21 protein-coding genes are annotated in these 21,273 nt (G+C 71.3%); 8 read left to right on the forward strand and 13 right to left on the reverse strand.

The features are described 5' to 3' along the window. Positions 1-6 precede the first annotated feature (6 nt). Complete coding sequence (locus tag ACIRSS_RS18995) at positions 7-1,806, forward strand: carbamoyltransferase (protein WP_400896437.1); 1,800 nt, start codon at positions 7-9, stop codon at positions 1,804-1,806. Beyond that, positions 1,803-2,495, forward strand: a complete 693-nt coding sequence (locus ACIRSS_RS19000; RefSeq protein ID WP_400896439.1) for a hypothetical protein — start codon at positions 1,803-1,805, stop codon at positions 2,493-2,495. Before ACIRSS_RS18995 ends, ACIRSS_RS19000 begins: the two co-directional genes overlap by 4 nt. Here ACIRSS_RS19000 and ACIRSS_RS19005 read toward each other — a convergent pair. Then, a complete protein-coding gene (locus ACIRSS_RS19005) occupies positions 2,461-3,087 on the reverse strand; it encodes a TIGR03085 family metal-binding protein (protein WP_400896441.1) in 627 nt (208 codons plus the stop codon). The two genes, ACIRSS_RS19000 and ACIRSS_RS19005, sit on opposite strands and share 35 nt — an antisense overlap. A gap of 75 nt (positions 3,088-3,162) precedes the next feature. Between ACIRSS_RS19005 and ACIRSS_RS19010 the strand changes: the two genes are divergently transcribed. Next, positions 3,163-4,224 (forward strand): NADH:flavin oxidoreductase/NADH oxidase, encoded by a 1,062-nt coding sequence (locus ACIRSS_RS19010; RefSeq protein ID WP_400896443.1) that lies wholly within the window; start codon positions 3,163-3,165, stop codon positions 4,222-4,224. Here the strand turns inward: ACIRSS_RS19010 and ACIRSS_RS19015 are convergent. The 4 genes from ACIRSS_RS19015 to ACIRSS_RS19030 form a co-directional block, all read right to left on the reverse strand. Further along, on the reverse strand, positions 4,221-5,609 hold the full coding sequence (locus ACIRSS_RS19015; protein ID WP_400896445.1) for a glutamate decarboxylase: 1,389 nt from the start codon (positions 5,607-5,609) through the stop codon (positions 4,221-4,223). The genes ACIRSS_RS19010 and ACIRSS_RS19015 overlap by 4 nt on opposite strands. A 72-nt stretch (positions 5,610-5,681) precedes the next feature. Beyond that, positions 5,682-6,158: a Dps family protein gene (locus ACIRSS_RS19020; protein ID WP_091319033.1), complete on the reverse strand. Its 477-nt coding sequence runs from the start codon at positions 6,156-6,158 to the stop codon at positions 5,682-5,684. Between the two features lie 39 nt (positions 6,159-6,197). Continuing rightward, complete coding sequence (locus ACIRSS_RS19025) at positions 6,198-6,620, reverse strand: organic hydroperoxide resistance protein (RefSeq protein WP_285457651.1); 423 nt, start codon at positions 6,618-6,620, stop codon at positions 6,198-6,200. Between the two features lie 135 nt (positions 6,621-6,755). Beyond that, complete coding sequence (locus ACIRSS_RS19030) at positions 6,756-7,304, reverse strand: NADPH-dependent FMN reductase (RefSeq protein WP_400897558.1); 549 nt, start codon at positions 7,302-7,304, stop codon at positions 6,756-6,758. 151 nt (positions 7,305-7,455) lie between these two features. Here ACIRSS_RS19030 and ACIRSS_RS19035 point away from each other — a divergent pair, with 151 nt between their 5' ends. Continuing rightward, positions 7,456-8,508, forward strand: a complete 1,053-nt coding sequence (locus tag ACIRSS_RS19035; RefSeq protein WP_400896447.1) for an alpha/beta hydrolase — start codon at positions 7,456-7,458, stop codon at positions 8,506-8,508. Positions 8,509-8,622: 114 nt separating this feature from the next. Here the strand turns inward: ACIRSS_RS19035 and ACIRSS_RS19040 are convergent, their stop codons facing one another. The 3 genes from ACIRSS_RS19040 to ACIRSS_RS19050 all read right to left on the reverse strand — a co-directional run bounded on the left by ACIRSS_RS19040 (position 8,623) and on the right by ACIRSS_RS19050 (position 12,129). Further along, entirely contained in the window at positions 8,623-9,162 is a 540-nt protein-coding gene (locus ACIRSS_RS19040; protein WP_400896449.1) for a hypothetical protein, read from the reverse strand. A 908-nt stretch (positions 9,163-10,070) separates the two neighbouring features. Further along, positions 10,071-10,670 (reverse strand): TetR family transcriptional regulator, encoded by a 600-nt coding sequence (locus tag ACIRSS_RS19045; protein ID WP_400896451.1) that lies wholly within the window; start codon positions 10,668-10,670, stop codon positions 10,071-10,073. Then, on the reverse strand, positions 10,651-12,129 hold the full coding sequence (locus ACIRSS_RS19050) for a DHA2 family efflux MFS transporter permease subunit (protein WP_400896453.1): 1,479 nt from the start codon (positions 12,127-12,129) through the stop codon (positions 10,651-10,653). Before ACIRSS_RS19050 ends, ACIRSS_RS19045 begins: the two co-directional genes overlap by 20 nt. Before the next feature lie 220 nt (positions 12,130-12,349). On the opposite strand from ACIRSS_RS19050, the gene ACIRSS_RS19055 reads away from it, so the two are divergent. Further along, entirely contained in the window at positions 12,350-13,486 is a 1,137-nt protein-coding gene (locus tag ACIRSS_RS19055) for an MFS transporter (protein WP_400897560.1), read from the forward strand. Between the two features lie 4 nt (positions 13,487-13,490). Here the strand turns inward: ACIRSS_RS19055 and ACIRSS_RS19060 are convergent, their stop codons facing one another. Next, positions 13,491-13,817, reverse strand: coding sequence for a winged helix-turn-helix transcriptional regulator (locus tag ACIRSS_RS19060; protein ID WP_400896455.1), 327 nt, complete (start codon positions 13,815-13,817; stop codon positions 13,491-13,493). Between the two features lie 90 nt (positions 13,818-13,907). Between ACIRSS_RS19060 and ACIRSS_RS19065 the strand changes: the two genes are divergently transcribed. Continuing rightward, entirely contained in the window at positions 13,908-14,543 is a 636-nt protein-coding gene (locus tag ACIRSS_RS19065) for an NADPH-dependent F420 reductase (RefSeq protein WP_400896457.1), read from the forward strand. Here ACIRSS_RS19065 and ACIRSS_RS19070 read toward each other — a convergent pair. After that, on the reverse strand, positions 14,540-14,920 hold the full coding sequence (locus tag ACIRSS_RS19070) for a hypothetical protein (protein WP_400896459.1): 381 nt from the start codon (positions 14,918-14,920) through the stop codon (positions 14,540-14,542). The two genes, ACIRSS_RS19065 and ACIRSS_RS19070, sit on opposite strands and share 4 nt — an antisense overlap. Before the next feature lie 16 nt (positions 14,921-14,936). Further along, entirely contained in the window at positions 14,937-16,127 is a 1,191-nt protein-coding gene (locus ACIRSS_RS19075; protein ID WP_400896461.1) for an RtcB family protein, read from the reverse strand. 157 nt (positions 16,128-16,284) lie between these two features. On the opposite strand from ACIRSS_RS19075, the gene ACIRSS_RS19080 reads away from it, so the two are divergent. Together ACIRSS_RS19080 and ACIRSS_RS19085 are read left to right on the forward strand one after the other, a co-directional pair. Continuing rightward, the gene (locus tag ACIRSS_RS19080) at positions 16,285-17,763 is read left to right on the forward strand and encodes a M48 family metalloprotease (RefSeq protein ID WP_400896463.1); all 1,479 of its coding nucleotides are present in this window, start codon (positions 16,285-16,287) and stop codon (positions 17,761-17,763) included. Between the two features lie 9 nt (positions 17,764-17,772). Further along, positions 17,773-18,870 (forward strand): DUF4034 domain-containing protein, encoded by a 1,098-nt coding sequence (locus tag ACIRSS_RS19085; protein ID WP_400896465.1) that lies wholly within the window; start codon positions 17,773-17,775, stop codon positions 18,868-18,870. Between the two features lie 48 nt (positions 18,871-18,918). On the opposite strand, the gene ACIRSS_RS19090 is transcribed toward ACIRSS_RS19085, so the two are convergent. Next, a complete protein-coding gene (locus ACIRSS_RS19090) occupies positions 18,919-19,959 on the reverse strand; it encodes an aspartate-semialdehyde dehydrogenase (protein ID WP_400896467.1) in 1,041 nt (346 codons plus the stop codon). Next, a complete protein-coding gene (locus tag ACIRSS_RS19095; RefSeq protein ID WP_400896469.1) occupies positions 19,959-21,224 on the reverse strand; it encodes an aspartate kinase in 1,266 nt (421 codons plus the stop codon). The genes ACIRSS_RS19090 and ACIRSS_RS19095 overlap by 1 nt, the downstream gene beginning before the upstream one ends. Between the last annotated feature and the right edge of the window lie 49 nt (positions 21,225-21,273).

The following is a 21,273-nucleotide window of genomic DNA, read 5'->3' on the forward strand; positions in this document are numbered from 1 at the left end:
AAAGTCATGTACGTACTGGGCATCAGCCGGGTCCACGACTCGGCCGCGGCACTCGTCCGCGACGGCGAGATCATCGCCTTCGCCGAGGAGGAACGCTTCACCCGCGTCAAGCACGACGGCGGTTTCCCCGCCGAAGCCATCAAGTTCTGCCTGGAACGCGGCGGGATCACGCTCGCCGACGTCGACCACGTCGCCTACTACTGGCAGCGCTGGAAGGAAGGCATCCACGCGGCCAAGGTGTTCGCGCGCTACTTCCCCGGCACGCTCGACGTCTTCCGCAACGCCAACGGCGACGAGGGCGGCAAGTCCGCGGGCATGGTCGACACCTTCCGGACCGGCGGCGGCCAGGGCCACGACGACTACCACGTCGGCGGCGCGGTCCTCGCGCACATCAGGCGGTCCTACACGCTCGCGAACGACGTCAAGGAGGCCGTCGGCTGGACCGGGCCGACGAAGTTCAAGACGCACCTCGTCGACCACCACCGCGCGCACGCGGCCAGCGGCTACTTCATCTCGCCGTGGGACGAGTCGGCCGTCCTGACCTTCGACGGCATCGGCAGCGACGGCACGGCGACCTACCTCGCGCACGGCCGCGGCAACAAGATCGTCGACCTGCGGCGGATCAAGTTCCCGCACTCCCTCGGCGCGATGTACGCCGGCGTCACGGGCTACCTGGGCTTCTACCCGACCCGCGACGAAGGCAAGATCATGGGTCTCGCGCCGCTGGGCGAGGACACCTACGTCGACGCGTTCAAGCAGCTCATCCACCTCGACGACGACGGCGGCTTCGAGCTGGACCTGAGCTGGTTCGGCCACCACCGCACCGGCAAGCACGTGATGTCGAAGAAGTTCACCGACGCCTTCGGTCCCGCGCGGCCGAAAACCCGCGTCACCGCCGCGAATCCCGTTCCCCAGCACTACTGCGACATCGCGTACGCCCTGCAGGTGACGCTCGAAGAAGCGGGCCTGCACCTGGCGCGGTGGCTTCAGCGCGAGACAGGCTCGAAACGGCTGTGCGTCGCCGGCGGGGTCGCGTTGAACAGCGTCATGAACGGCCGGATCCTGCTGGAGACGCCGTTCGAGGACTTCTTCGCCCAGCCCGCGGCGGCCGACGACGGCTGCGCGCTCGGCGCGGCTTTGGACGTCTCGGTCGCGAAGTACGGCAAGCCGCGCCCCCGCGACGGCTACACCTACACCGGCCCCGACTACACCGAAGCCGAGATGGAGCTGGCGCTGCAGGACGCCGGCGTCGAATACGAGCGCGTCGACGACATCGCGGCGCACACCGCCGCCAAGATCGCCGAAGGCAAGATCGTCGGCTGGGTGCAGGGCCGGATGGAGTGCGGGCCGCGGGCGCTGGGCAACCGGTCGCTCGTCGCCGACCCGCGCGACCCCGAATCCAAGACGCGGATGAACGAGAAGGTGAAGCACCGCGAGGCGTTCCGGCCGTTCGCGCCGTCGTGCCTGGAAGAGCGGGCGGGCGAGTACTTCGTCAGCGACTACCCTTCCCCGGTGATGCTGCTGGTGTTCGACGTCCTGCCGGACAAGCGGGCCGAGGTCCCGGCGATCACGCACGTCGACGGCACCGCGCGCGTGCAGACCGTCAGCCGGACCGACAACCCGCTGTACTACCGGATGATCAGCGAGTTCGAGAAGCTGACCGGCGTGCCGATGGTCGTCAACACCTCGTTCAACGACAACAACGAGCCGATCGTGGCGAGCCCGGCCGACGCGATCGCGTGCTACCTCAAGACCGACGTCGACGCGCTGGCGCTGGGCCCGTTCTGGGTGGAGAAGGAACTGTGACGGTTTTGGAGTCGCCCGGCCTGGTCGCCGCGCTGTACCGGCGGCGGCAGTGGCTGTGGCTGGTGGCCGCCGTCCCGGCGGTGGTCACGGCGTTGCTGATCATGGTGGTGCTGCCGCCGGACCAGACCCTGGACAACGTCGGCGACTGGGCGTTCAAGCTGTGCCCGTTCGTCTTCGCCGTGCTGACGGTTTCACTGTTCCCGCGCGGTCGCTTCGGCCCGGCGCTGATCGTGTTCGCGGTGTTCGTCTACATGTCCTATTTGGACACCGAGCTGGTCATGCGGGTCCAGGCGTTCGCTCGCTCGGCCGACCAGGACTTCCAGCCGGTGTACCAGTTCGAGCTGTTCGTGACGACGTTCATCGTGCTGTTCGCGCTGCTGGCCTACCGCCTCGGCGGCGGCCGGACGGCGAACGTGCTCAAAGTCGGGATCGCGTCGATCCTGGTGGTCATCTCGGGCGTGAACGACCTGACGTTCTGGGCGCTCAACGACGTCTGGGCGGCGGGCACGAAGCCGACCGAGCTGAAGTGGGCGTCGCACATGATCGTGTTCCTCGGCGGACCGCCGAGCGTGCCGGCCGCGGTCGCGTTCATGGCCGTGCACCTGGTGCTGGCCGCGATCGTGGTCGCGTTGCCGGTGGGGCGGTGGGTCTCGGTCAGAGTCCGCGGTTCACTGCCTGCAGCTTCGTGACGGCGGCCGCGTCGCCTTCGAACTCGAGGTGCACGGCGTCGCGGCCGAACACGAACAGCAGCAGGTCGACGGGCTCGCCGACGACGGTGACCGGGTCGGGCCCGGTCTTGACGGCGGCCTCCCGGCCGTCCTTCGTCCGGAGGGTGACGCCGACGGGCGCTTTGCGGAGGTTGAGCTTGGCGGCCTGCTTCGCCGACTTCCAGGCTGCAGCGTCCCGGGTGGCGTCGGCGGGCCGCGGTTCCCAGCCGGGCTGCGCCCGCCGGACGTCCTCGTGGTGGACGAGGAACTCGGCGGTGTTGGTCAGCTCGTCGAGCGGGCCGATGGCGGTGGGCCAGAACTTCGACGGACCCTGCCGGACCTGCGCGACGAGCGTGCCCCAGGGTTTGCCGGCGTAGCGGTCCTGGACCTTCTGCGTGTACCCGGCGAGCGCGGGCACGACGATCCCGGGAGCGGCGTCGGGCCGGTGTTCGCGCACGACGAGGTGCGCGGCGAGGTCCCGGGTGGTCCACCCCTCGCACAGGGTGGGCGCGTCGGGCCCGAGTTGGTCGAGGAGGGAGCTCAAGGCCTGGCGTTCGTCAGCAGCGACACCCATGTGGTCGACGTTACTCGCCGGTACCCGCTCCTGGCGACGGGAAGAGACCACCGGCACGTGTCGTTGATCCTCTACGTGAGCCGACTCTTCAGCCCGATCACCGTCCGCGGCCTGACCCTGCCGAACCGCGCCTGGGTGTCGCCGATGTGCCAGTACTCCGCCACCGACGGCGTCCCCGGCGACTGGCACCTCGTGCACCTCGGCCAGTTCGCCACCGGCGGCGCGGGGCTCGTGATGACCGAAGCCACCGCCGTCGTGCCGGAAGGCCGGATCAGTCCCCAGGACACCGGCATCTGGAACGAGACCCAGGCCGATGCCTGGCGCCGGATCGTCGACTTCGTGCACGGCCAGGGCACGGCCATCGGCATGCAGCTGGGCCACGCCGGCCGCAAGGGCTCCACGCGCCGGCCGTGGGAAGGCACCGGCAGCGTCCCGCCAGAAGAGGGCGGCTGGGAGAGCGTCGGCCCGTCCGCGACGGCGTTCGGCCAGTACGCCACCCCGCGGGCGCTGACCACGGACGAAGTGAGCGCGCTGCCGGAAGCGTTCGCGGAGGCCGCCCGTCGAGCGGAAAGCGCCGGGTTCGACGCGCTCGAACTGCACTTCGCGCACGGCTACCTCGTCCACCAGTTCCTGTCCCCGCTGTCGAACACGCGCACCGACCGGTACGGCGGCGACTTCGAAGGCCGCGCCCGGCTGGCGCTCGAAATCGCCGACGCCGTGCGCGCGACGACGAACGTCCCCCTGTTCGCCCGGCTGAGCGCCACCGACTGGACCGACGGCGGCTGGACCCTCGACGACTCCGTCCGGCTGGCGAAGCTGCTGGCCGAGCGCGGGATCGACCTGGTCGACACGTCGACCGGCGGCAACACCCCGAACCCGGACATCCCGGTCGGGCCCGGCTACCAGGTGCCGTTCGCCGAGCGGATCCGCGCCGAAGCCGGCCTCCCGACCGGCGCGGTCGGCATGATCACCGACCCGCGCCAGGCCGAGGAGATCGTCGAGAACGACCAGGCCGACGTCGTGTTCCTGGCCCGCGCGCTGCTGCGGGACCCGCACTGGCCGCTGCGCGCGGCGAACGCGCTCGGCGCGGACGTGCCCTGGCCGGACCAGTACGCCCGCGCCAAGTCCTGGCACTAGTGGTGGAAGGCGGTCGCCTTCGCGGGGTCCTTCGGGCGGCCGCCCTCCTTCTCCAGCTCCGGCAAGGCCCGCGCGAGGTCGGCCAGCAGCAGGTCCGCCAGGTCGTGCGTGAAGCCGTTGCGGACGACGATCCGCAGCACCGCCAGGTCCGTCCGGTGCTCCGGGAACGTGTACGCCGGCACCAGCCAGCCCCGCTCGCGCAGCCGTCGTGACACGTCGAAGACGTCGAAGCCCGCGTCCGCGCGGGTCGTGACCGCGAACACCGGCAGCTGGTCGCCGCGGGTCAGCAGCTCGAACGGCCCGAGCGCCGCGATCCTGGACGACAGGTGCATGGCGACGTCACGCGAAGCCTGCTGCACCGCGCGGAACCCTTCGCGGCCCAGCCGCACGAACGTGTAGTACTGGGCCGCGACCTCGGCGCCCGGGCGCGAGAAGTTCAACGCGAACGTCGGCATGTCGCCACCGAGGTAGTTGACGTTGAACACCAGCTCCGACGGCAGCGCGGCCTGGTCGCGCCACACCACCCAGCCCACGCCCGGGTACACGAGCCCGTACTTGTGGCCCGACGTGTTGATCGACGCCACCCGCGGCAGCCGGAAGTCCCACTCCAGGTCCGGGTCGAGGAACGGCGCGATCATCGCGCCCGAAGCGCCGTCGACGTGCACGGGGATGTTCCAGCCGGTCCGCTCCTGCAGGGCGTCCAGCGCCGCGGTGATCTCCGCGACCGGCTCGTAGCTGCCGTCGAACGTCGAGCCGAGAATGGCCACCACGCCGATCGTGTTCTCGTCGCAGCGCGCGACGGCTTCGTCGGCCGTGAGGTGGTAGCGGTCGCCGTCCATCGGCACCAGCCGCGGCTCGACCTCCCAGTACTCGCAGAACTTCTCCCAGCAGACCTGGACGTTCACGCCCATCACCAGGTTCGGCTTGCCGGTGCGCCCGAGCTTGGACCAGCGCCGCTTGAGCGCCATCCCGGCGAGCATGCAGGCCTCCGACGACCCGGTCGTCGAGCAGCCCATGATGTCCGTCGGGTCGGGGGCGTGCCACAGGTCGGCGAGGATGTTCACGCAGCGGCGCTCCAGCTCGGCCGTCTGCGGGTACTCGTCCTTGTCGATCATGTTCTTGTCGACGCACTCGGCCATCAGCTCGCGCGCCTGCGGCTCCATCCACGTCGTGACGAACGTGGCGAGGTTGAGCCGCGCGTTGCCGTCGAGCATCAGCTCGTCGCGCACGAGCTGCAGCGCGGCGTCCGGCGGGAGCGGGTCGTCGCGCAGCTTGTCGTGCGGCATGACCAACCCCGCCGCCAGCGCCGGGTTCGCCCCGGCGTACAGCGGGTTCGTGCCGCCGGCGCGGTCCGGGCGGTCGGTTTTCCCCTGATGCAAGACCATGCGACCGAACGTACTAAGCCTGGCAACGTCAAAGGGGCCGCTCCGTCCGGAACGACCCCTTTGACGGGAAAATCAAGCCTGCTGGGCCTGCCACATCCAGTGCGCCTCTTCCAGCGCGCGGGTGATCTCGATCAGCAGGTCCTGCGTCACGAGGTCGCTCTTGTCGGTCTCGTCGATGCGCTGGCGCAGCCGCTCGATGAGCGCGGCGAGGATGTCGACGATCGCGGCGACCGTGGACTCCACGGACTGCCAGTTGTCGGGGTACTCGGGTACGCCCGAGCTCTCGACGACGGTCTTGGCCTTGCCGTTCGGCGAGATGCCGATGGCGTTGGCGCGCTCGGCGACCTCGTCGACGTACTGGCGCGCGGTGTTGACCAGCTCGTCGAGCTGCAGGTGCGCGCTGCGGAAGTTGGCGCCGACGACGTTCCAGTGCGCCTGCTTCGCGATGAGGGACAGGTCGACCAGGTCGACCAGCGTCGCCTGCAGGGCGTTGCCGGTGATCTCCTTGTCGGCCTCGGAAAGCGGGCTCTTGATCGGAGACTTGCTCATCTGGCGGTGATCCTTTCCTCGACTCGTTCGGCGTGCGGGTCAGACGGTGGCGGAGAGCGCGACCTCGATGTTGCCGCGGGTCGCGTTGGAGTACGGGCACACCTGGTGGGCCTGCTCGACCAGCTGGTCGGCCTGCGCCTGCTCGAGACCCGGCAGGGAGACGTTCAGCGCGACGCCGAGGCCGAACCCGACCTCCTGCTTGAGCACGCTGACCTCCGCGGTCACGGTCGAGCCGTTCAGCGGGACCTTGGCCTGGCGCGCGACCAGCTGCAGCGCGCTGTGGAAGCAGGCCGAATAACCGGCGGCGAAGAGCTGCTCGGGGTTGGTCTTGTCCCCGCCCGGGCCGCCCATCTCCTTGGGGATGGCCAGGGACTCGTCGATGACGCCGTCGGAGGAGGTCACCTCGCCGTTGCGGCCGTCGCCGCGCGCCGTCGCCACCGCGGTGTAGATCGCCTGACCCATGCTCAGCCTGCCTTCGTTTCGCGGACACTCCACAGCGAGCGTCTCACTGGGCACAACATCCCGCACCCGCGGAACAGTGCCCCCACATGGCAGGCATCACGTGGATCGATTACCCGGCGCCCACCGGGCGAAACGTCATGCGGCGCGCGTCACGGCGAACTCCGCGACCTGCCGCCCGATCAGGCGAAGGGTGCGGACGCTCTTCTCGTCCGACGCGCTGCCGCCTTCGTCGAACTTGGTCTCGGCCGAGTTGATCGAACCCCCCAGCGGGGTGGCCCAGCCGCGCAGCGCGTGCGTGATCGTGCGCAGCTGCTCGAGCGTGGTGACCGCAGCCTGCCAGCCGTAGGCGACGGCGGCCAGCCCGACGGCGCGGCCGTCGAGGTAGGGACGGCGGTCGTCACGCAGGTCTTCGACGTAGTCCAGGGCGTTCTTGACCAGGCCGGACAGCGCGCCGTGGTAGCCCGGCGACACGACGATGAGCCCGTCGGCCTGCCGCACGGCTTCGATGAGGGTGGCGGCGCGCTCGTCGCGGTCCGGCTCGCCGGCGTCGTAGAACGGCAGCACCAGGTCCGGCCCGCTGAGCATCCGGGTCCGGACGCCGACTTCCGCCGCGCCCTCGAGCGCGATCCGCAGCGCGCGTTCGGACTGGGAGCCCTCCCGCAGAGAGCCGCCGATCCCGAGCACGTTGAGCGTCCTGGCTGAAGTCACGTCTTTCAGGCTAACCCCTCCACTTAAGTGGATATCCAGAGTTTGGGACCGAGGGCCGCGTCACAGCTGGACCTGTTACCTACTGACGAGTAACGTCCGGGGCGGCACCGACGCTCAGGAGGCAACGATGGCGATCCCGCTCCCGGTCCGCGCCCAGGCCGCGGCTTCCCAGCTCGCGTTCTGGCTGCCCACGCCCGTGAAGCGCGCTCTCGCGGGGCGCCCGGTCCGGATCGACGGCCAGGACCTCGCGCTCGACGCCCAGCTGCTGCTCCGGCTGCAGAAACTGTCCGGCGCCGAACTGGTGCAGGGGTCGGTGGAGCAGTCGCGCGCCCTGCTCGACGTCGGGCGGCACCTGGTCAGCGGCAAGCCGATCGAGCCGGTTTCGGTGCGCGAGATCGCCGTGCCGACGCCGGACGGCGACCTGCCCGCGACGCTGTACACGCCGGTCGGGCTGCCCGAGAAGTCGCCGCTGCTGGTGTTCTTCCACGGCGGCGGCTGGGTGATCGGGACGCGCGCGAGCCACGACAACGCCGTCCGGTTCCTGGCCAAGCACGCCGGGGTGCGGGTGCTGTCGATCGAGTACCGGCTGGCGCCGGAGTTCCCGTTCCCCTCGGCGACGGAAGACGCCCTGGCGGCGTTCGAGTACGCCGTGGCGAAGGCGAGCGACCTCGGCGCGGACCCGGCGCGCATCGCCGTCGGCGGCGACAGCGCGGGCGGCAACCTCGCGGCGGTCACGGCCCAGCAGGCGGTGCGGCGCGGCGGGCCGGCGCCGGCGTTCCAGCTGCTGATCTACCCGGCGACGGACTTCGCGCGGCGGTACCGCTCGCAGGACCTGTTCGCCGAGGACCTGTTCCTGACGGACGTGCACATGAAGTGGTTCGAGGGCCACTACGTGCCTTCGGGCACGGACTTGACCGACCCGCGGCTGTCCCCGCTGCACGCGGACGACCTGAGCGGCCTGCCGCCGGCCCTGGTCGTCACGGCGGGGTTCGACCCGCTTCGCGACGAAGGTGAGGCGTACGCGGAGAAGCTGCGCGAAGCGGGTGTCGAGGTGGCGGTGCGCCGGCACGAGGACCTGATCCACGGGTTCATCAACTTCACCGGGGTGGGCACCCGGTTCCGCGAAGCGCTGGCCGAGACGGCGGGCGCCCTGCGGCAGGGTCTGTCCAAACGGGACTGAGCCGGGTCACGCCGTTGCCGGGACTTGCGGCGGCGGCCCTGGCGGGAACGAACCCGGAGCCCGGCGCGGAGGAATGTCCGCGGCCGGGCTCCGGGCCCCCCTGTTTTTCGGTGGCTACGAGCCGGGAACCGGCAGCGGCGGTACCGGCAGCGGCGGCACGGGCAAGCCGCCGAGGAGCCCGCCCAGGATGCCGGTGACCGCGGCGAGCAGGGCCTTCACCAGGTCGCTGACGATCTTCAGCGGGCCCGGCAGGTCCGGCAGCGAGGGGATCGGCAACGGCAGCGGCGGCAGCTGGCGCGCCTTGGCCGTGGGGTCGGTCAGGAGCCGGGTGCTCTCGTCCGCGCGTCCCTTGGCCAGACCGGCGAGCTGCTCGGTGTCGGTCTGGACGGTGTAGCGCTTGCCGGCCGCGATGTCCCCGAGCACGGGGCTGAGCTGACCGAGATCGCCGCGCGTGGCACCGACGTTGCCCGCGTAGGCCACCTTGGTCAGGTCGTCACGCATCTGGAGCACCTGTGCGGCGAGGGCCTGGGTGCTGGAGGAACCCTTGCCCCCGTCCGGGCTCGCCGGGCTCGCCGAGGCGATCCCCGCCATACCGACCGCCAGCAGACTGCTCGCGGCTACGAGGGCGACGGATCGCCCGAACTTGCCTTTCATTCCTACCTCCTGGCGTCGAGACCTGACGGGGTAAATCGATACCCCCCGTATCGGAGATAGGCCACCCGATCACCGGTTGGGGACGTTTTCTAACCCTTACGTGCCGGATGCGCGAGAGGCGAACTGGCCCGCAATTGATTAACGTCGAAACCTTGCCCGTCCCCCTGAAGATCATCATGATCGATTCTTACTGTCACTGCTGGTAGTGGATGTCCACTGTGGAGCAGTTGGGTCACTCACGCGGGTGTAAACGGTGATCATTTAGCTTCATCACTCCGTCGGACCGCGTGTCGCGACTGCTCCAGAAGGGTCGTCCCCCACGCTCGCACCGCCACCCACACGGTGTTCCCCGAGGTGGACACGGGAATGCGAAATCAATTCCGAAATCGGGCGCGGGGAAGGTGGGGAAAGGGTCTGTACTTGGCGGCGAGCGGCAGCGGGAGACACGGATGGCCGATCGGGTCGGACGGGCTTCCGGCCCGCTCGCTCGCCTCGCGCCAGCCGACCGCGCGAGCCCCGCCAGGCCGCACGCCCCCCCCCGCGGCGGCAAGGCAGCCCGCCTACCAACCAGCCGTGCGAGCGCCGCCACCGGACCGCGCGCACGCCAGCCGCAGCAAGGCACCCGCCCACCAAGCGCAGCCCCGGGCCGCCGCCGGGCCGCAGGCAGGCGCCCTCACCGGCCAGCCGACGCCGGCCGCACACGTCCGCCGCGAGCAGGCAGTCCTCTCGCCGGGCCGCGCGCCACAGCAGCAAGGCAACCCGCCCACCAACCAGCCGCGCGAGCGCCGCCGCCGCAGGCAGGCGTCCCTACCCGGCCAGCTGGCCGCCGACCGTGCGGCCGCCGCGAGCAGGCGCCTCCCTCCTACCTGCACCGAGCCGCTCGCGCCCCGCAGCTGCCGAGCGCCCCCCTACAGCGGCAGCCCCGCCTCCAAGTGCGCCACCGCTCGGTCCACCACCACCAGCGGGTCCATCTCCGGATCCCCCGCCGCGCCGACGAACGCCGCCAGTACCACTCCGACCACCGCCCCCGCCCAGTTGCGCACCTCGAAGTCGTCCGCCGCTCGGCCGGTTCGCTGGGCCGCCAGCCCCGCCAGCAGCTCGATCCCCTCGGCGAACTTGTCCATCACCGCCGTGCGCAACTCCGGCTCGCGGAACACCAGCTGCTGCCGCTGGCGTTCCTGCTCCCACGCCTCGCCGGACAGGTGCTCGCGGAGCACGTCCACCGTCGCGCGCAACGCGCCGATCGGGCTCAGCTCGGCCGGCTGGGCCAGGGCCGCCGCGATCAGCAACGGGTCGAACGGGTCGTACAGCACCGTCTCTTCCTTCGTCGGGAAGTAGCGGAAGAACGTGCTGGGCGAGATCTCCGCCGCCGCCGCGATCTGGTCGACCGTGGTCGCGCTGTAGCCCTGCTCGTGGAACAGCCGCAACGCGTGCCGCTGGATCGCGGCGCGCGTCTTGGCCTTCTTGCGTTCCCGCAGCCCCGAGGGCTCAGCTGGCGACGACGTCATGCTCCGATTCTCGCGGCCGCGCCTCCGGGGCCGTCCGCCCGGGCAGGAACAGCAGCGCGAGCAGCGCGCCGGCGAGGCCGAGCCCGGCGCACACCCAGAGCGTCGCCGCCATGCCGTCGGTGAAGGCCACCCGCGCGGAGTCGGCCAGCGACGGCAGGTGCAGCTTCGCCGCGACGGCCACCGCGCTCGACGCACTGCCGCGCACCGCGTCCGCCACCGGCGCCGGCAACCCTTCGGTGGCCACGCCGTCGCGGTAGACGCCGTTGAGCACCGTGCCCAGCACCGCCACCCCGATCGTGCCGCCGACCTGGCGCAACACCTGGATCAGCGCCGACCCCGCCCCCGAACGGCCCTCGGTGAGCGCGCCCATCGCCATCGACATCAGCGGCGGCAGCGTGCACCCCGTGCCCAAGCCGATGACGACCTCCCAGGCCACCGTCACGCCGTAGCTGTCCGACGGCGATGTCGTCGAACCCCACGCCAGCCCGGCCGCGAGCAGCGCGAACCCCGCCGTGACGACCACCCGCACGCCCACCGCGGCGACCAGCCGTTCGGCGATCTTGGCCGACACCAGCATCCCGCCGATCAGCGGCAGCAGCCGCACGCCGGTCTGCAGCGCGTCGGCCCCCTGCACCGCCTGGAACAGCTGCGGCAGCACGAACAGCAGGCCCATCAGCGCGAACGACGCCATCGTCGCGAGCACCGCGCCCCAGACGAACCGCGGCTCGCGGAACAGCGCCAGGTCGGTGAGCGGCGCGGCCGTCCGCGTCTGCGTCCAGCCGAACACCGCGAGCACGGCGGCGCCGAGCGCGATGAGGCCGTACGTCACCGGGTCGGCCCAGCCGTGCTCGCCCGCGTGGACGAACCCGTACGTCAGCGCGACCAGCCCGGCCGCCGAGAGCACGATGCCCGGGACGTCGATCGCGCCGCGGCCGGAGCCGGGCGTGAGCGGGACCAGGAAGAGCACCGCGACCAGGCCGATCACGGTCAGCGGGACGTTGATCAGGAACACCGAGCCCCACGCGTAGTGGTCGAGCAGCCAGCCGCCGAGCAGCGGTCCGAGCGGGATGCCGGCGAACGTGGCCATGACCCACGTCGTCAGCGCCTTCGCCCGCTCCTGCGGCGGGAACAGGGTGTTGAGCAGCGAAAGCGACAGCGGGATGAGGAACGCGGCACCGGCGCCGAGCACGACGCGGGCGGCGATCAGCTGGCCGGGCGTGCTCGCGTAGGCGCAGGCCAGCGAGGCCAGCCCGAACAGCGCGAGCGCGCCGAGCAGCAGTTTCTTCGGGCCGAACCGGTCGCCGAGCAGGCCCGCGGGCAGCAGCAGAGCGGCCAGCGCGAGCGTGTACGCGTTGCCGAACCACTGCAGCTGCGTGGTCGTGGCGCCGAGGTCGACGGCGAGCGTCGGCACGGCGACGTTCAGCACCGTCAGGTCGAGGCCGACGGTCAGCAGGCTCACCGCGAGCGCTCCGAGCGCCCACCACCTGCGTGGCTGTAGTTGAGTCATAGCTACCCCCATTTGATAGCGACTACCAAATGATAGTAACTCTCAGAATCTCCGGACACCAGCGAGAAATAAGTTGCACGCGCGTACCACCTTGGGTTCTCATCGAGACGTGCCGTTCCAGCCGTACCGCCGGGTCCTGTCCGTTCCCCGAGTCCCGTCGACGATGGCCCTGATGTTCCTGGCGCGGTTGCCGATGACCATGAACGGCGTGCTGATGACGCTGTACATCGTCACCGGCCTGGGCCGCGGCTACGGCGCCGCCGGGCTGGTCGGCGCGGGCATCACCCTCGGCATGGCCCTCGGCGCGCCGCTGCTGGGCCGCTGCTTCGACCGCTACGGCCTGCGCCCGATCGTCGCCGTCTGCGGGATCGGCACGACGGTGTTCTGGTTCGCCGCGCCGCACCTGCCCTACGCGGCGCTCGCCGCGGTCGCGGTCCCGGCCGGGATGCTCTCGGTGCCGGCGGGCTCGCTGGCGCGGCAGGTCCTGGCCGCGCTCGTGCCGGTCGAGGAGCGCCGCGCGGCGTACTCGCTCGACACGATCTCGATCGAAGCGACGTTCATGATCGGCCCGGCGATCGGCATCGCGGCGATCACCACGCTCTCGCCGACGTTCACGCTCAGCGCGCTCGGCGTCCTGTTCGGCGGCACGGCGTTCCTGATCTGGCTGATCGACCCGCCGATCCGCGAGTCGGTCGAGCCCGGTGCGTCGACGACCCGGCCGCCGCTGCGGAGCTGGCTGACCGGCCGGCTCGTGGCGACGCTGCTGATCGCCGCCGGCGCGCTGTTCGTGCTCGTCGGCACCGAGCTGGCGACCCTCGCGGCGCTGCGCGCGAACGGCGAAATCGGCGTGACCGGGCTGGTGATCGCGGTGATGTGCGTGGCTTCGATCGCCGGCGGCATCGTGCACGGCGCGGTGAAGAAGTCGTTGCCGCAGGGCCTGCTGATGCTCCTGCTCGCGCTGCTCGTGGTGCCGGTCGGGCTCGCGGACCAGCCGTGGTGGCTGCTGATGCTGCTGCTGATCCCCACGAACCTGGCCTGCGCGCCGACGCTCGCGGCGACCACCGAGACGGTCAGCCGGATCGCGCCGCCGCAGGTCCGCGGCGAGGCGATGGGGCTGCAGGACGCGTCGACGCGGCTCGGGCTGGCGCTGGGCAGCCCGGTGGTCGGCTTCGCGATCGACCACTCGAGTCCGGCGTGGGGCTTCGCCGCGGCCGGGCTCGGCGGCCTGGTGATCGCGGCGGCCGGCCTGCTCCACCGGCGAACGCCGGAACCGGCCGCGGAGCCGGTCCCCGCGCTGGCCGAAAGCTAGCGGGTCAGGACAGTTCGCCCTGGTTCTCCGCGGCCCACTCGGCGAGGTGAGCCAGCGGCCCCGTGGCGAAGGACGCCCCCAGCGGGGTGAGTTCGTAGACGGCGGCGTCGCGTCCCGTCCGCGCGACCAGTCCGCGCGAGGCCAGGCGCCGGAGGGACTCGGTCAGCACCTTGTCGCTGACTCCGGCGATGCGATCCAGCAGAATGCTGCGCCGGGTCGGCCCCATGCGCAGGGCGGAAACGACGACCGGGTCCCACGTGTGGCTGATGAGCTCGACCGCGGCTCGTACGTGGCAGTCCGAGATGAAGGTCTCGCAGCCTTGTTCGTTCACCTGTCCAACCTTCCACCCGCGCTCCTACCGATGGGTAGGAGACGGGCTCTTAGCGTCGTCGTGAGACCTCACGAGACGAAGGAGACCAAGGTGAAGATCGGACTGTTGGGGACCGGGAACCTCGCGGTGGCACTGGGGAGCGCGTGGGCGAGCGCCGGGCACTCGATCGTCGTCACCGGCCGTCGCCCCGACCGGGCGAAGGCCGCCGCGGAGCGGATCGGTGATGCCGCCACGCCGCTCGATCCGGGCGAGCTCGCCGGCCAGGCCGAGGCCATCGTGGTGGCGATCGCCTGGGACGGGCTGGAAGAAGCACTGAAGCTCGTCGGCGGCGCGGATGGGCTGCTGTCGGGGAAGACCGTCATCGACTGCACCAACGCCGTGGACTACGCAACCGGGCGCTTGCTCCCGGAGACCGGGTCGGCCGCCGAACTGGTCGCCGAAGTCGCGGTCGGTGCCCACGTGGTCAAGGCACTGCACCTGTTCGCCGGCGCGTCCTGGCCGTTCACCGGGGAGAGGAGTGCGTCGCCGGTCGTCGCGCTCTGCGGCGACGACACCGACGCCCTGAGCCGGGCCACCGCGCTGATCCGTGACCTCGGCGCGCGGACCGCGGTGCTGGGCGGGCTCACCGCGGCCCGGCAGGCCGAGGAAGCGGCCGGCTTCGTGATGCGGGTGGTCGCTGCCGGCGCCAACCCGCGCTTCGCGGTGCCGGACGTCGTGAGGGCTTAGCCGCAGGCCGCGCGAAGGGCGTCGAGCTTCTTGACGTTGCGCTGCACCCACTGGGCGACGACGCCGGCGTCTTCGATGCGCTCCTTCTGCACCTCGACGTAGGACCCGGCCATGCCGAGCAGCGCGTTCCGGACGTCCTGGTCCTGGACGTCCGAGGCGAGCTCCCGCAGCCGCTTCTCCTTGTCCGCGGCACGGGCCTTGAGCTTGTCCGGGTCGACCAGCGGGTTCAGGTCCGCCAGCCCGAGCGCTTCGGTGCAGACGCTCACCTTGTCGACGGTCTTGGAGCCCTGGTCGACCGCGTTGCTGACCTCGTCGCACCCGCTCAGCAGCAGTGCGGCCCCGGCCAGCAACGCGGCCGTCGTTCCACCCCTCGTCATGGCGCCAAGGTACCGCTCAGCCCTTGACGCAGACCACCTGCTTGAGGTGCGCCACGACCTCGACCAGGTCCGTCTGGGCCTGGATCACCGTTTCGATGTCCTTGTACGCGGCCGGGATCTCGTCGACGACGCCCGAGTCCTTGCGGCACTCGACGCCCGCCGTCTGCGCCGCGAGGTCGTCGGCCGTGAACAGCTTCTTGGCCTTGGTGCGCGACATCCGGCGGCCGGCGCCGTGCGACGCCGACTGGAAGGACGACTCGTTCCCGAGGCCGCGGACGATGTACGAACCGGTCCCCATGCTGCCCGGGATGATCCCGAGGTCACCCGATCCGGCGCGGATCGCGCCCTTCCGGGTGACGAGCAGCTCGACGCCGTCGTAGGTCTCCTCGGCGACGTAGTTGTGGTGGCACGAGATCGCGTCGTCGAAGGTCGTCTGCGGGACGACGTCCTTCAGCGCCTGCTTCACGAGCGCGACCATCGTGGCGCGGTTGCGCGCCGCGTAGTCCTGCGCCCAGAACAGGTCGCGCCGGTACGCCGCCATTTCCGGCGTGCCCGCGACGAACACGGCGAGGTCCCGGTCCGGCAGGTCGGCGTTGTGCGGCAGCTTCCGCGCGACGGCCATGTGCCGCTCCGCGAGCTCCTTGCCGATGTTGCGCGAACCCGAGTGCAGCATCAGCCAGACGCGGCCCTCGTCGGCGCCACCCTGCTCGAGGCAGACCTCGATGAAGTGGTTCCCGCCGCCGAGGCTCCCGATCTGCCGCGCGGCCCGGTCGTGCAGCTCCTGGACGCCCTCGTGCAGCCGGCCGAAGCCCTTCCAGAAGGCGTCCCAGCCGCCGACGCCGTGCACCTTCGCGGGGTTCACGGGCGTCTTGTGCAGCCCGAAGCCCACGGGCACGGCGCTTTCGATCCGGCGACGCAGCTTCCCGAGGTCGTCGGGCAGGTCGGCGGCGGTCAGCGACGTGCGGACGGCGCTCATCCCGCACCCGATGTCGACCCCGACGGCGGCGGGCGAAACGGCGTCGCGCATGGCGATGACGCTGCCGACGGTGGCGCCCTTGCCGTAGTGCACATCGGGCATCACGGCGACGCCGTGCACCCACGGCAGGTTGGCGACGTTCTGCAGCTGCCGCATGGCCTGGTCTTCGACGGACGCGGGATCCGCCCACATCCGAATCGGGACGCGCGCGCCGTCGACGGCGGTGTACATGGTTTCCTCCCCTGGACTTGCTTGCGGTGCACAGGATCCCCCGGCCGCCGTCAAAACACCAACGCGATTTCTTCGTGAGCAAAAAGAAATCCGGTGGACGCGCTCCATCCGGCAGAATGAGCCGACTGTCCGGAAGGGACGGTGTGGGGGAGGAATCGTGAAGACTTCGTGGCGCGCGCTCGTCGCCGTCGTACTGCTGGCCGGGTTCCCGGTGCTCGTGCTGCTGGTCGTCGGCGGCCTCGCCGTCGCCGAATACTACGCGTTCCAGCACTCCGGGCTGCTGGCGATCAAGCTCGGCATCGTCGCGGTTCCGGTGTCGTTCGCGCTGCTCAAGGCCCTGTTCGCGATCGAGCGGACCCGCGGTGACGCGCAGCCGGGCGTGCCGGTGACCCCGGAGGGCCAGCCTGCGCTGTGGGCGCTCGTCCGGGAGCTGGCCGACACCGTCGGCACCCGCCCGCCGGACTCGATCACGCTGGTCAGCGAGGTCAACGCCGGCGTGCGCGAGCGGACCGGGTGGCTCGGCCTGCGGGTGCGCCGGCGCGAGATGTTCATCGGCGCCCAGCTGTTCGCCGGCCTGCGCCACGACCAGCTGCGCGCCCTGCTCGGGCACGAGCTGGCGCACTACACCAACCGCGACACGCGGCTGGCCGGGCTGACCTACCGCGGCCGCCGGTCGATCGAGAAAGCGCTGACCGGCCTGGGCGGCGACGGCTGGTTCGAAGGCCTGATCCGCAGGCTGTTCGTGCTCTACGCGAAGCTCTACTTCTCGGTGTCCGCGGCGGTTTGCCGTCGTCAGGAACTCGCGGCCGACGTGGCCGCGGCGAGCCTCGCCGGCACCGCGGCCGCGACCAGCGCGCTGCGCGAGGTCGAAGCCCTCGGGGTGGCCTGGGGCTTCTACCTCGACCGCTACGCCTCGCTCGGCTGGGACGCCGGCTACCTGCCCGACCGGCTGGCCGCCGGGTTCCAGCTGCTGCTCGCCGACACCGAGCGCGCCGAGGAGCTCGACCGGATCCGCCGGAACCCGCCGGACGAGGAGGCGTCGCGCTACGACACGCACCCGCCCACGCCGGCGCGGATCGCGGCGCTGGAGGCCCGGCCCGAGGTGCCCGCGCGGCCCGACGGCGCCCACCCGGCGAGCGAGGTCCTGCGCGACCCGGTCGCGACGCTGGACGCCGTCCTGACCGACGGGCTGTCACCCGAGGCGAAGGCCAAGGGACGGCTCGACTGGGACGCCCTCGTGAACGTCGGTCTCCGCCACACCGGTGCCCGGTTCGCCGCCGGGATCCTCGCCGGGCGGACCCTCGCCGAAGCGCTCGACCTGATCGACGCGGGCCGCGCGGCCGAGCTGGCCGATCCGGAGAGCAAGCCGCCCGCGTCGGCCGGGCCGCGGGCGAAGCGCGAGTTCCTGGCCACGTCCGTCCGCGAGCGGTTGTCCGTCGTGGTCACCCCGGCGCTGGCCGAAGCCGGCGTGCTGCGCTGGAAGCTGTCCTGGTCCGGTCCGCCGGAGCTCGTCTTCGACGAGCCGTACGGCACGGACCTGCCCACCGCTCTCGACGCCGCCGCGGCGGCCGACCCCGACACCGTCCCCCTGCGCCGTCTGCTCACCGCCGCCGGCGCGCTGCCCGTCCCGTCCTGAGGAGAAACCTTGCTGTCCCTGTTCAACTCCAAGCGCCGCAAGGCCGCCGTCGCGCTGGTGAAGGCCGCGCGCGCCCGCGGGATGAGCGTCGAGGACTACGCGAAGACGCTCTCGCCGGCGGAGCTCGCGCAGTACGTGCCCCAAGACGGCAAGCCGAAGACCGAGATGCCGGACGTCGCTCTGTGGGGTCTCCCGCCCGACAAGGACGTGACGGCGGCGAAGTTCTTCGCCGACGCCCGCCTCGCCGAGGCCGTCGCGGCCTACCGCGCCGGTGATTGGCAGCCTGGTGCCGCGCTGCTGGCGGACCTCGGCACCGACTGGGACCGCCGCGCCTTCGCCGTGCAGCAGCTCGGGGACGCCGCGGCGGACGACGATGCCCCGGTGAAAGCCTGGAGGGTGACGGGAACCGCGGACGCGGAAGCCGTCCACGCGCAGGGCCTGGTCGCGCTGGCCTGGCAGATCCGCACGTCGTTCGCCGCCGAACGCGTCTCCGAAGACCAGTGGGCCGGGTTCTTCCGCGTGCTCGAGCAGGCCGAAGAAGCCGTCCGCGCCGCGGCCGCGGCGGCACCGGCCGACCCGACGCCGTGGTACACGATGCTCACCATCGCCCGCGGGCGGCAGTACGGCAACGACGCCTTCCGCGAGGTGTGGGCGGAGCTCGTGGCCCGCGACCCGGTCCACCGGCAGGGCCACGAGCAGGCGCTGCAGTACTGGTGCGCCAAGTGGTTCGGCTCGCACGAGCAGATGTTCGCCTTCGCCGACGAAGCCGTCGCGAAGGCGCCGAAGCTCGCCGGCCTGGGCCTCGTCGCCGCGCATGAAGCGGAGGCCAAGGAGGTCGAGGCGTGGAAGAGCGACCGGACCGCGAAGGCCCTGGACGTCGTCCTGCCGTGGCTGGCCGGCGACGGCCGGGACCACCCGGCGAACCTCCGCGACCGCGCCTACGCGGCCAAGGCGCTGGTGGTCGCCGGCCGCTGCGACGAGGCCGTCGAGCAGTTCAAGGTGCTCGGCGCGCACGCCGACGCGCTGGTCTGGGCCTACGGCGGCAAGCCGGTGTTCGAATTCGTCAAGACGCGCTACCTGGCCTGCCACGGCGCGACCCGGCCGTGAACACGACGAAGGCCCCCTCGCGCGAGGGGGCCTTCGTCGTGTGGACCGCTACTTCTGTTCGGCGATCAGCTCCGCGATCTGCACGGCGTTGAGCGCCGCGCCCTTGCGGAGGTTGTCGTTGGAGATGAACAGCGCCAGCCCGCGGCCGTCCTCGATGCCCTGGTCGACGCGGATGCGGCCGACGTAGCTCGGGTCGTTGCCCGCCGCCTGCAGCGGGGTCGGGACCTCCGACAGCTCCACACCGGGCGCGTGCGTCAGCAGCTCCGTCGCGCGCTCGACCGTCAGCGCCCGCTCGAACTCGGCGTTCACCGAGATCGAGTGGCCCGAGAACACCGGCACGCGCACGCAGGTGCACGACACGCCGAGGCCCGGGATGCTCAGGATCTTGCGGCTCTCGTTGCGGAACTTCTTCTCTTCGTCCGTCTCGAACTCGCCGTCGTCCACAATGGACCCGGCCATCGGGAGGACGTTGAACGCGATCGGGCGGACGTACTTCTCCGGCTTCGGGAAGTCGATCGCCGCGCCGTCGTGGGTGAGCAGCGACGCGTGCTCGGCGGCCGCCTTGACCTGGCCCGCCAGCTCGTCGACGCCGGCCAGCCCGCTGCCGGACACCGCCTGGTACGTCGAGGCCACCAGCCGGACCAGCCCGGCCTCGTCGTGCAGCGGCTTCAGCACCGGCATCGCGGCCATGGTGGTGCAGTTGGGGTTCGCGATGATCCCCTTGCGCGCCTCCTTGATCGCCTGCGGGTTGACCTCGCTGACGACCAGCGGCACGTCCGGGTCCATCCGGAACGCCGAGGAGTTGTCGATCACCGTCGCGCCCGCCTCGGCGAACCGCGGCGCCTGCGCCTTGGACGTCGAGCCGCCCGCGGAGAACAGCGCGATGTCCAAACCGGACGGATCGGCCGTCGCCGCGTCCTCGACCGTGATTTCCGTGTCGCGCCAAGGCAGCTTCGAACCCGCCGAGCGCGCCGAAGCGAAGTACCGGAGCTCGGCGATCGGGAACTCCCGCTCCGCCAGCAGCTTGCGCATGACCGCGCCGACCTGGCCGGTCGCCCCGACCACCCCGACCCGCAGACCTTCCGCCATCAGCGACCACTCCCCGCGTAGACCACAGCTTCCTCGTCGCCACCGAGCTCGAACGCGTCGTGGATCGCGCGCACGGCGTCGTCGAGCTGGGCGTCCCGGATCAGCACCGAGATCCGGATTTCCGAGGTGTTGATGATTTCGATGTTGACGCCGGCGTTGGCCAGCGCTTCGCAGAACGTCGCCGTGACACCCGGGTGCGAGCGCATCCCGGCGCCGACCAGCGAGACCTTGCCGACGTGGTCGTCGTAGAGCACCGACTCGAAGCTGATCTCCGCCTTGACCTTCTCGAGTTCCTTGACCGCCTTGGCGCCGTTGGCCTTCGACAGCGTGAAGGTGATGTCCGTGCGGCCGGACACCGTGCTGGACACGTTCTGCAGCACCATGTCGATGTCGATCTCGGCATCGGCGATCACGCGGAAGATCCGGGCCGCGGCGCCGGCGTGGTCCGGCACCCCGGTGACCGTGATCTTGGCTTCGGAGCGGTCGTGCGCCACACCGGTGATCAGGGCTTGTTCCACGGGGATCTCCTCGATAGAACCGGTCACCGTCGTGCCCGGCTTGTCACTGTAGGAAGAGCGGACTCGGATCGGGACGCCGTAGCGGCGCGCGTACTCGACCGAACGCAGGTGCAGGATCTTCGACCCGCTCGCGGCGAGCTCGAGCATCTCCTCGTAGGGGATGACGTCGAGCTTCTTCGCGTCCGGCACGATCCGCGGGTCGGCGGAGTACACACCGTCCACATCGGAGTAGATCTCGCAGACGTCGGCGTTCAGCGCGGCGGCCAGCGCGACGGCGGTGGTGTCCGACCCGCCGCGGCCGAGCGTGGTGATGTCCTTGGTGTCCTGCGCGACGCCCTGGAAGCCCGCCACCAGCGCGATGTAGCCCTGCTCGAGCGCCTCGGTGACGCGGCTCGGGGTGACGTCGATGATGCGCGCGTTGCCGTGCACCGACGTCGTGACGACGCCGGCTTGCGAACCGGTGAACGACCAGGCCTCGGCGCCCTGGGCCGCGATGGCCATGGCGACGAGGGAGTTCGAGATGCGCTCACCCGCGGTGAGCAGCATGTCCATCTCCCGCTCCGGCGGCGCCGGGTTCACCTGCTGCGCCAGGTCGAGCAGTTCGTCGGTGGTGTCACCCATCGCCGAGCAGACCACGACGACGTCGTTGCCCGCCTTCTTCGTGGCGACGATCCGCTCCGCGACGCGCTTGATCCGGTCGGCACTTTCCAGCGACGATCCGCCGTACTTCTGGACCACGAGGGCCACGCCCGAACCTCCTCGCGGGCCGGGCGGCTCCCTGGTGGGCACCGGAGAG

The sequence above is a fragment of the Amycolatopsis sp. NPDC101161 genome (genome assembly GCF_044768185.1).
In the GTDB taxonomy this organism is placed as follows: domain Bacteria; phylum Actinomycetota; class Actinomycetes; order Mycobacteriales; family Pseudonocardiaceae; genus Amycolatopsis.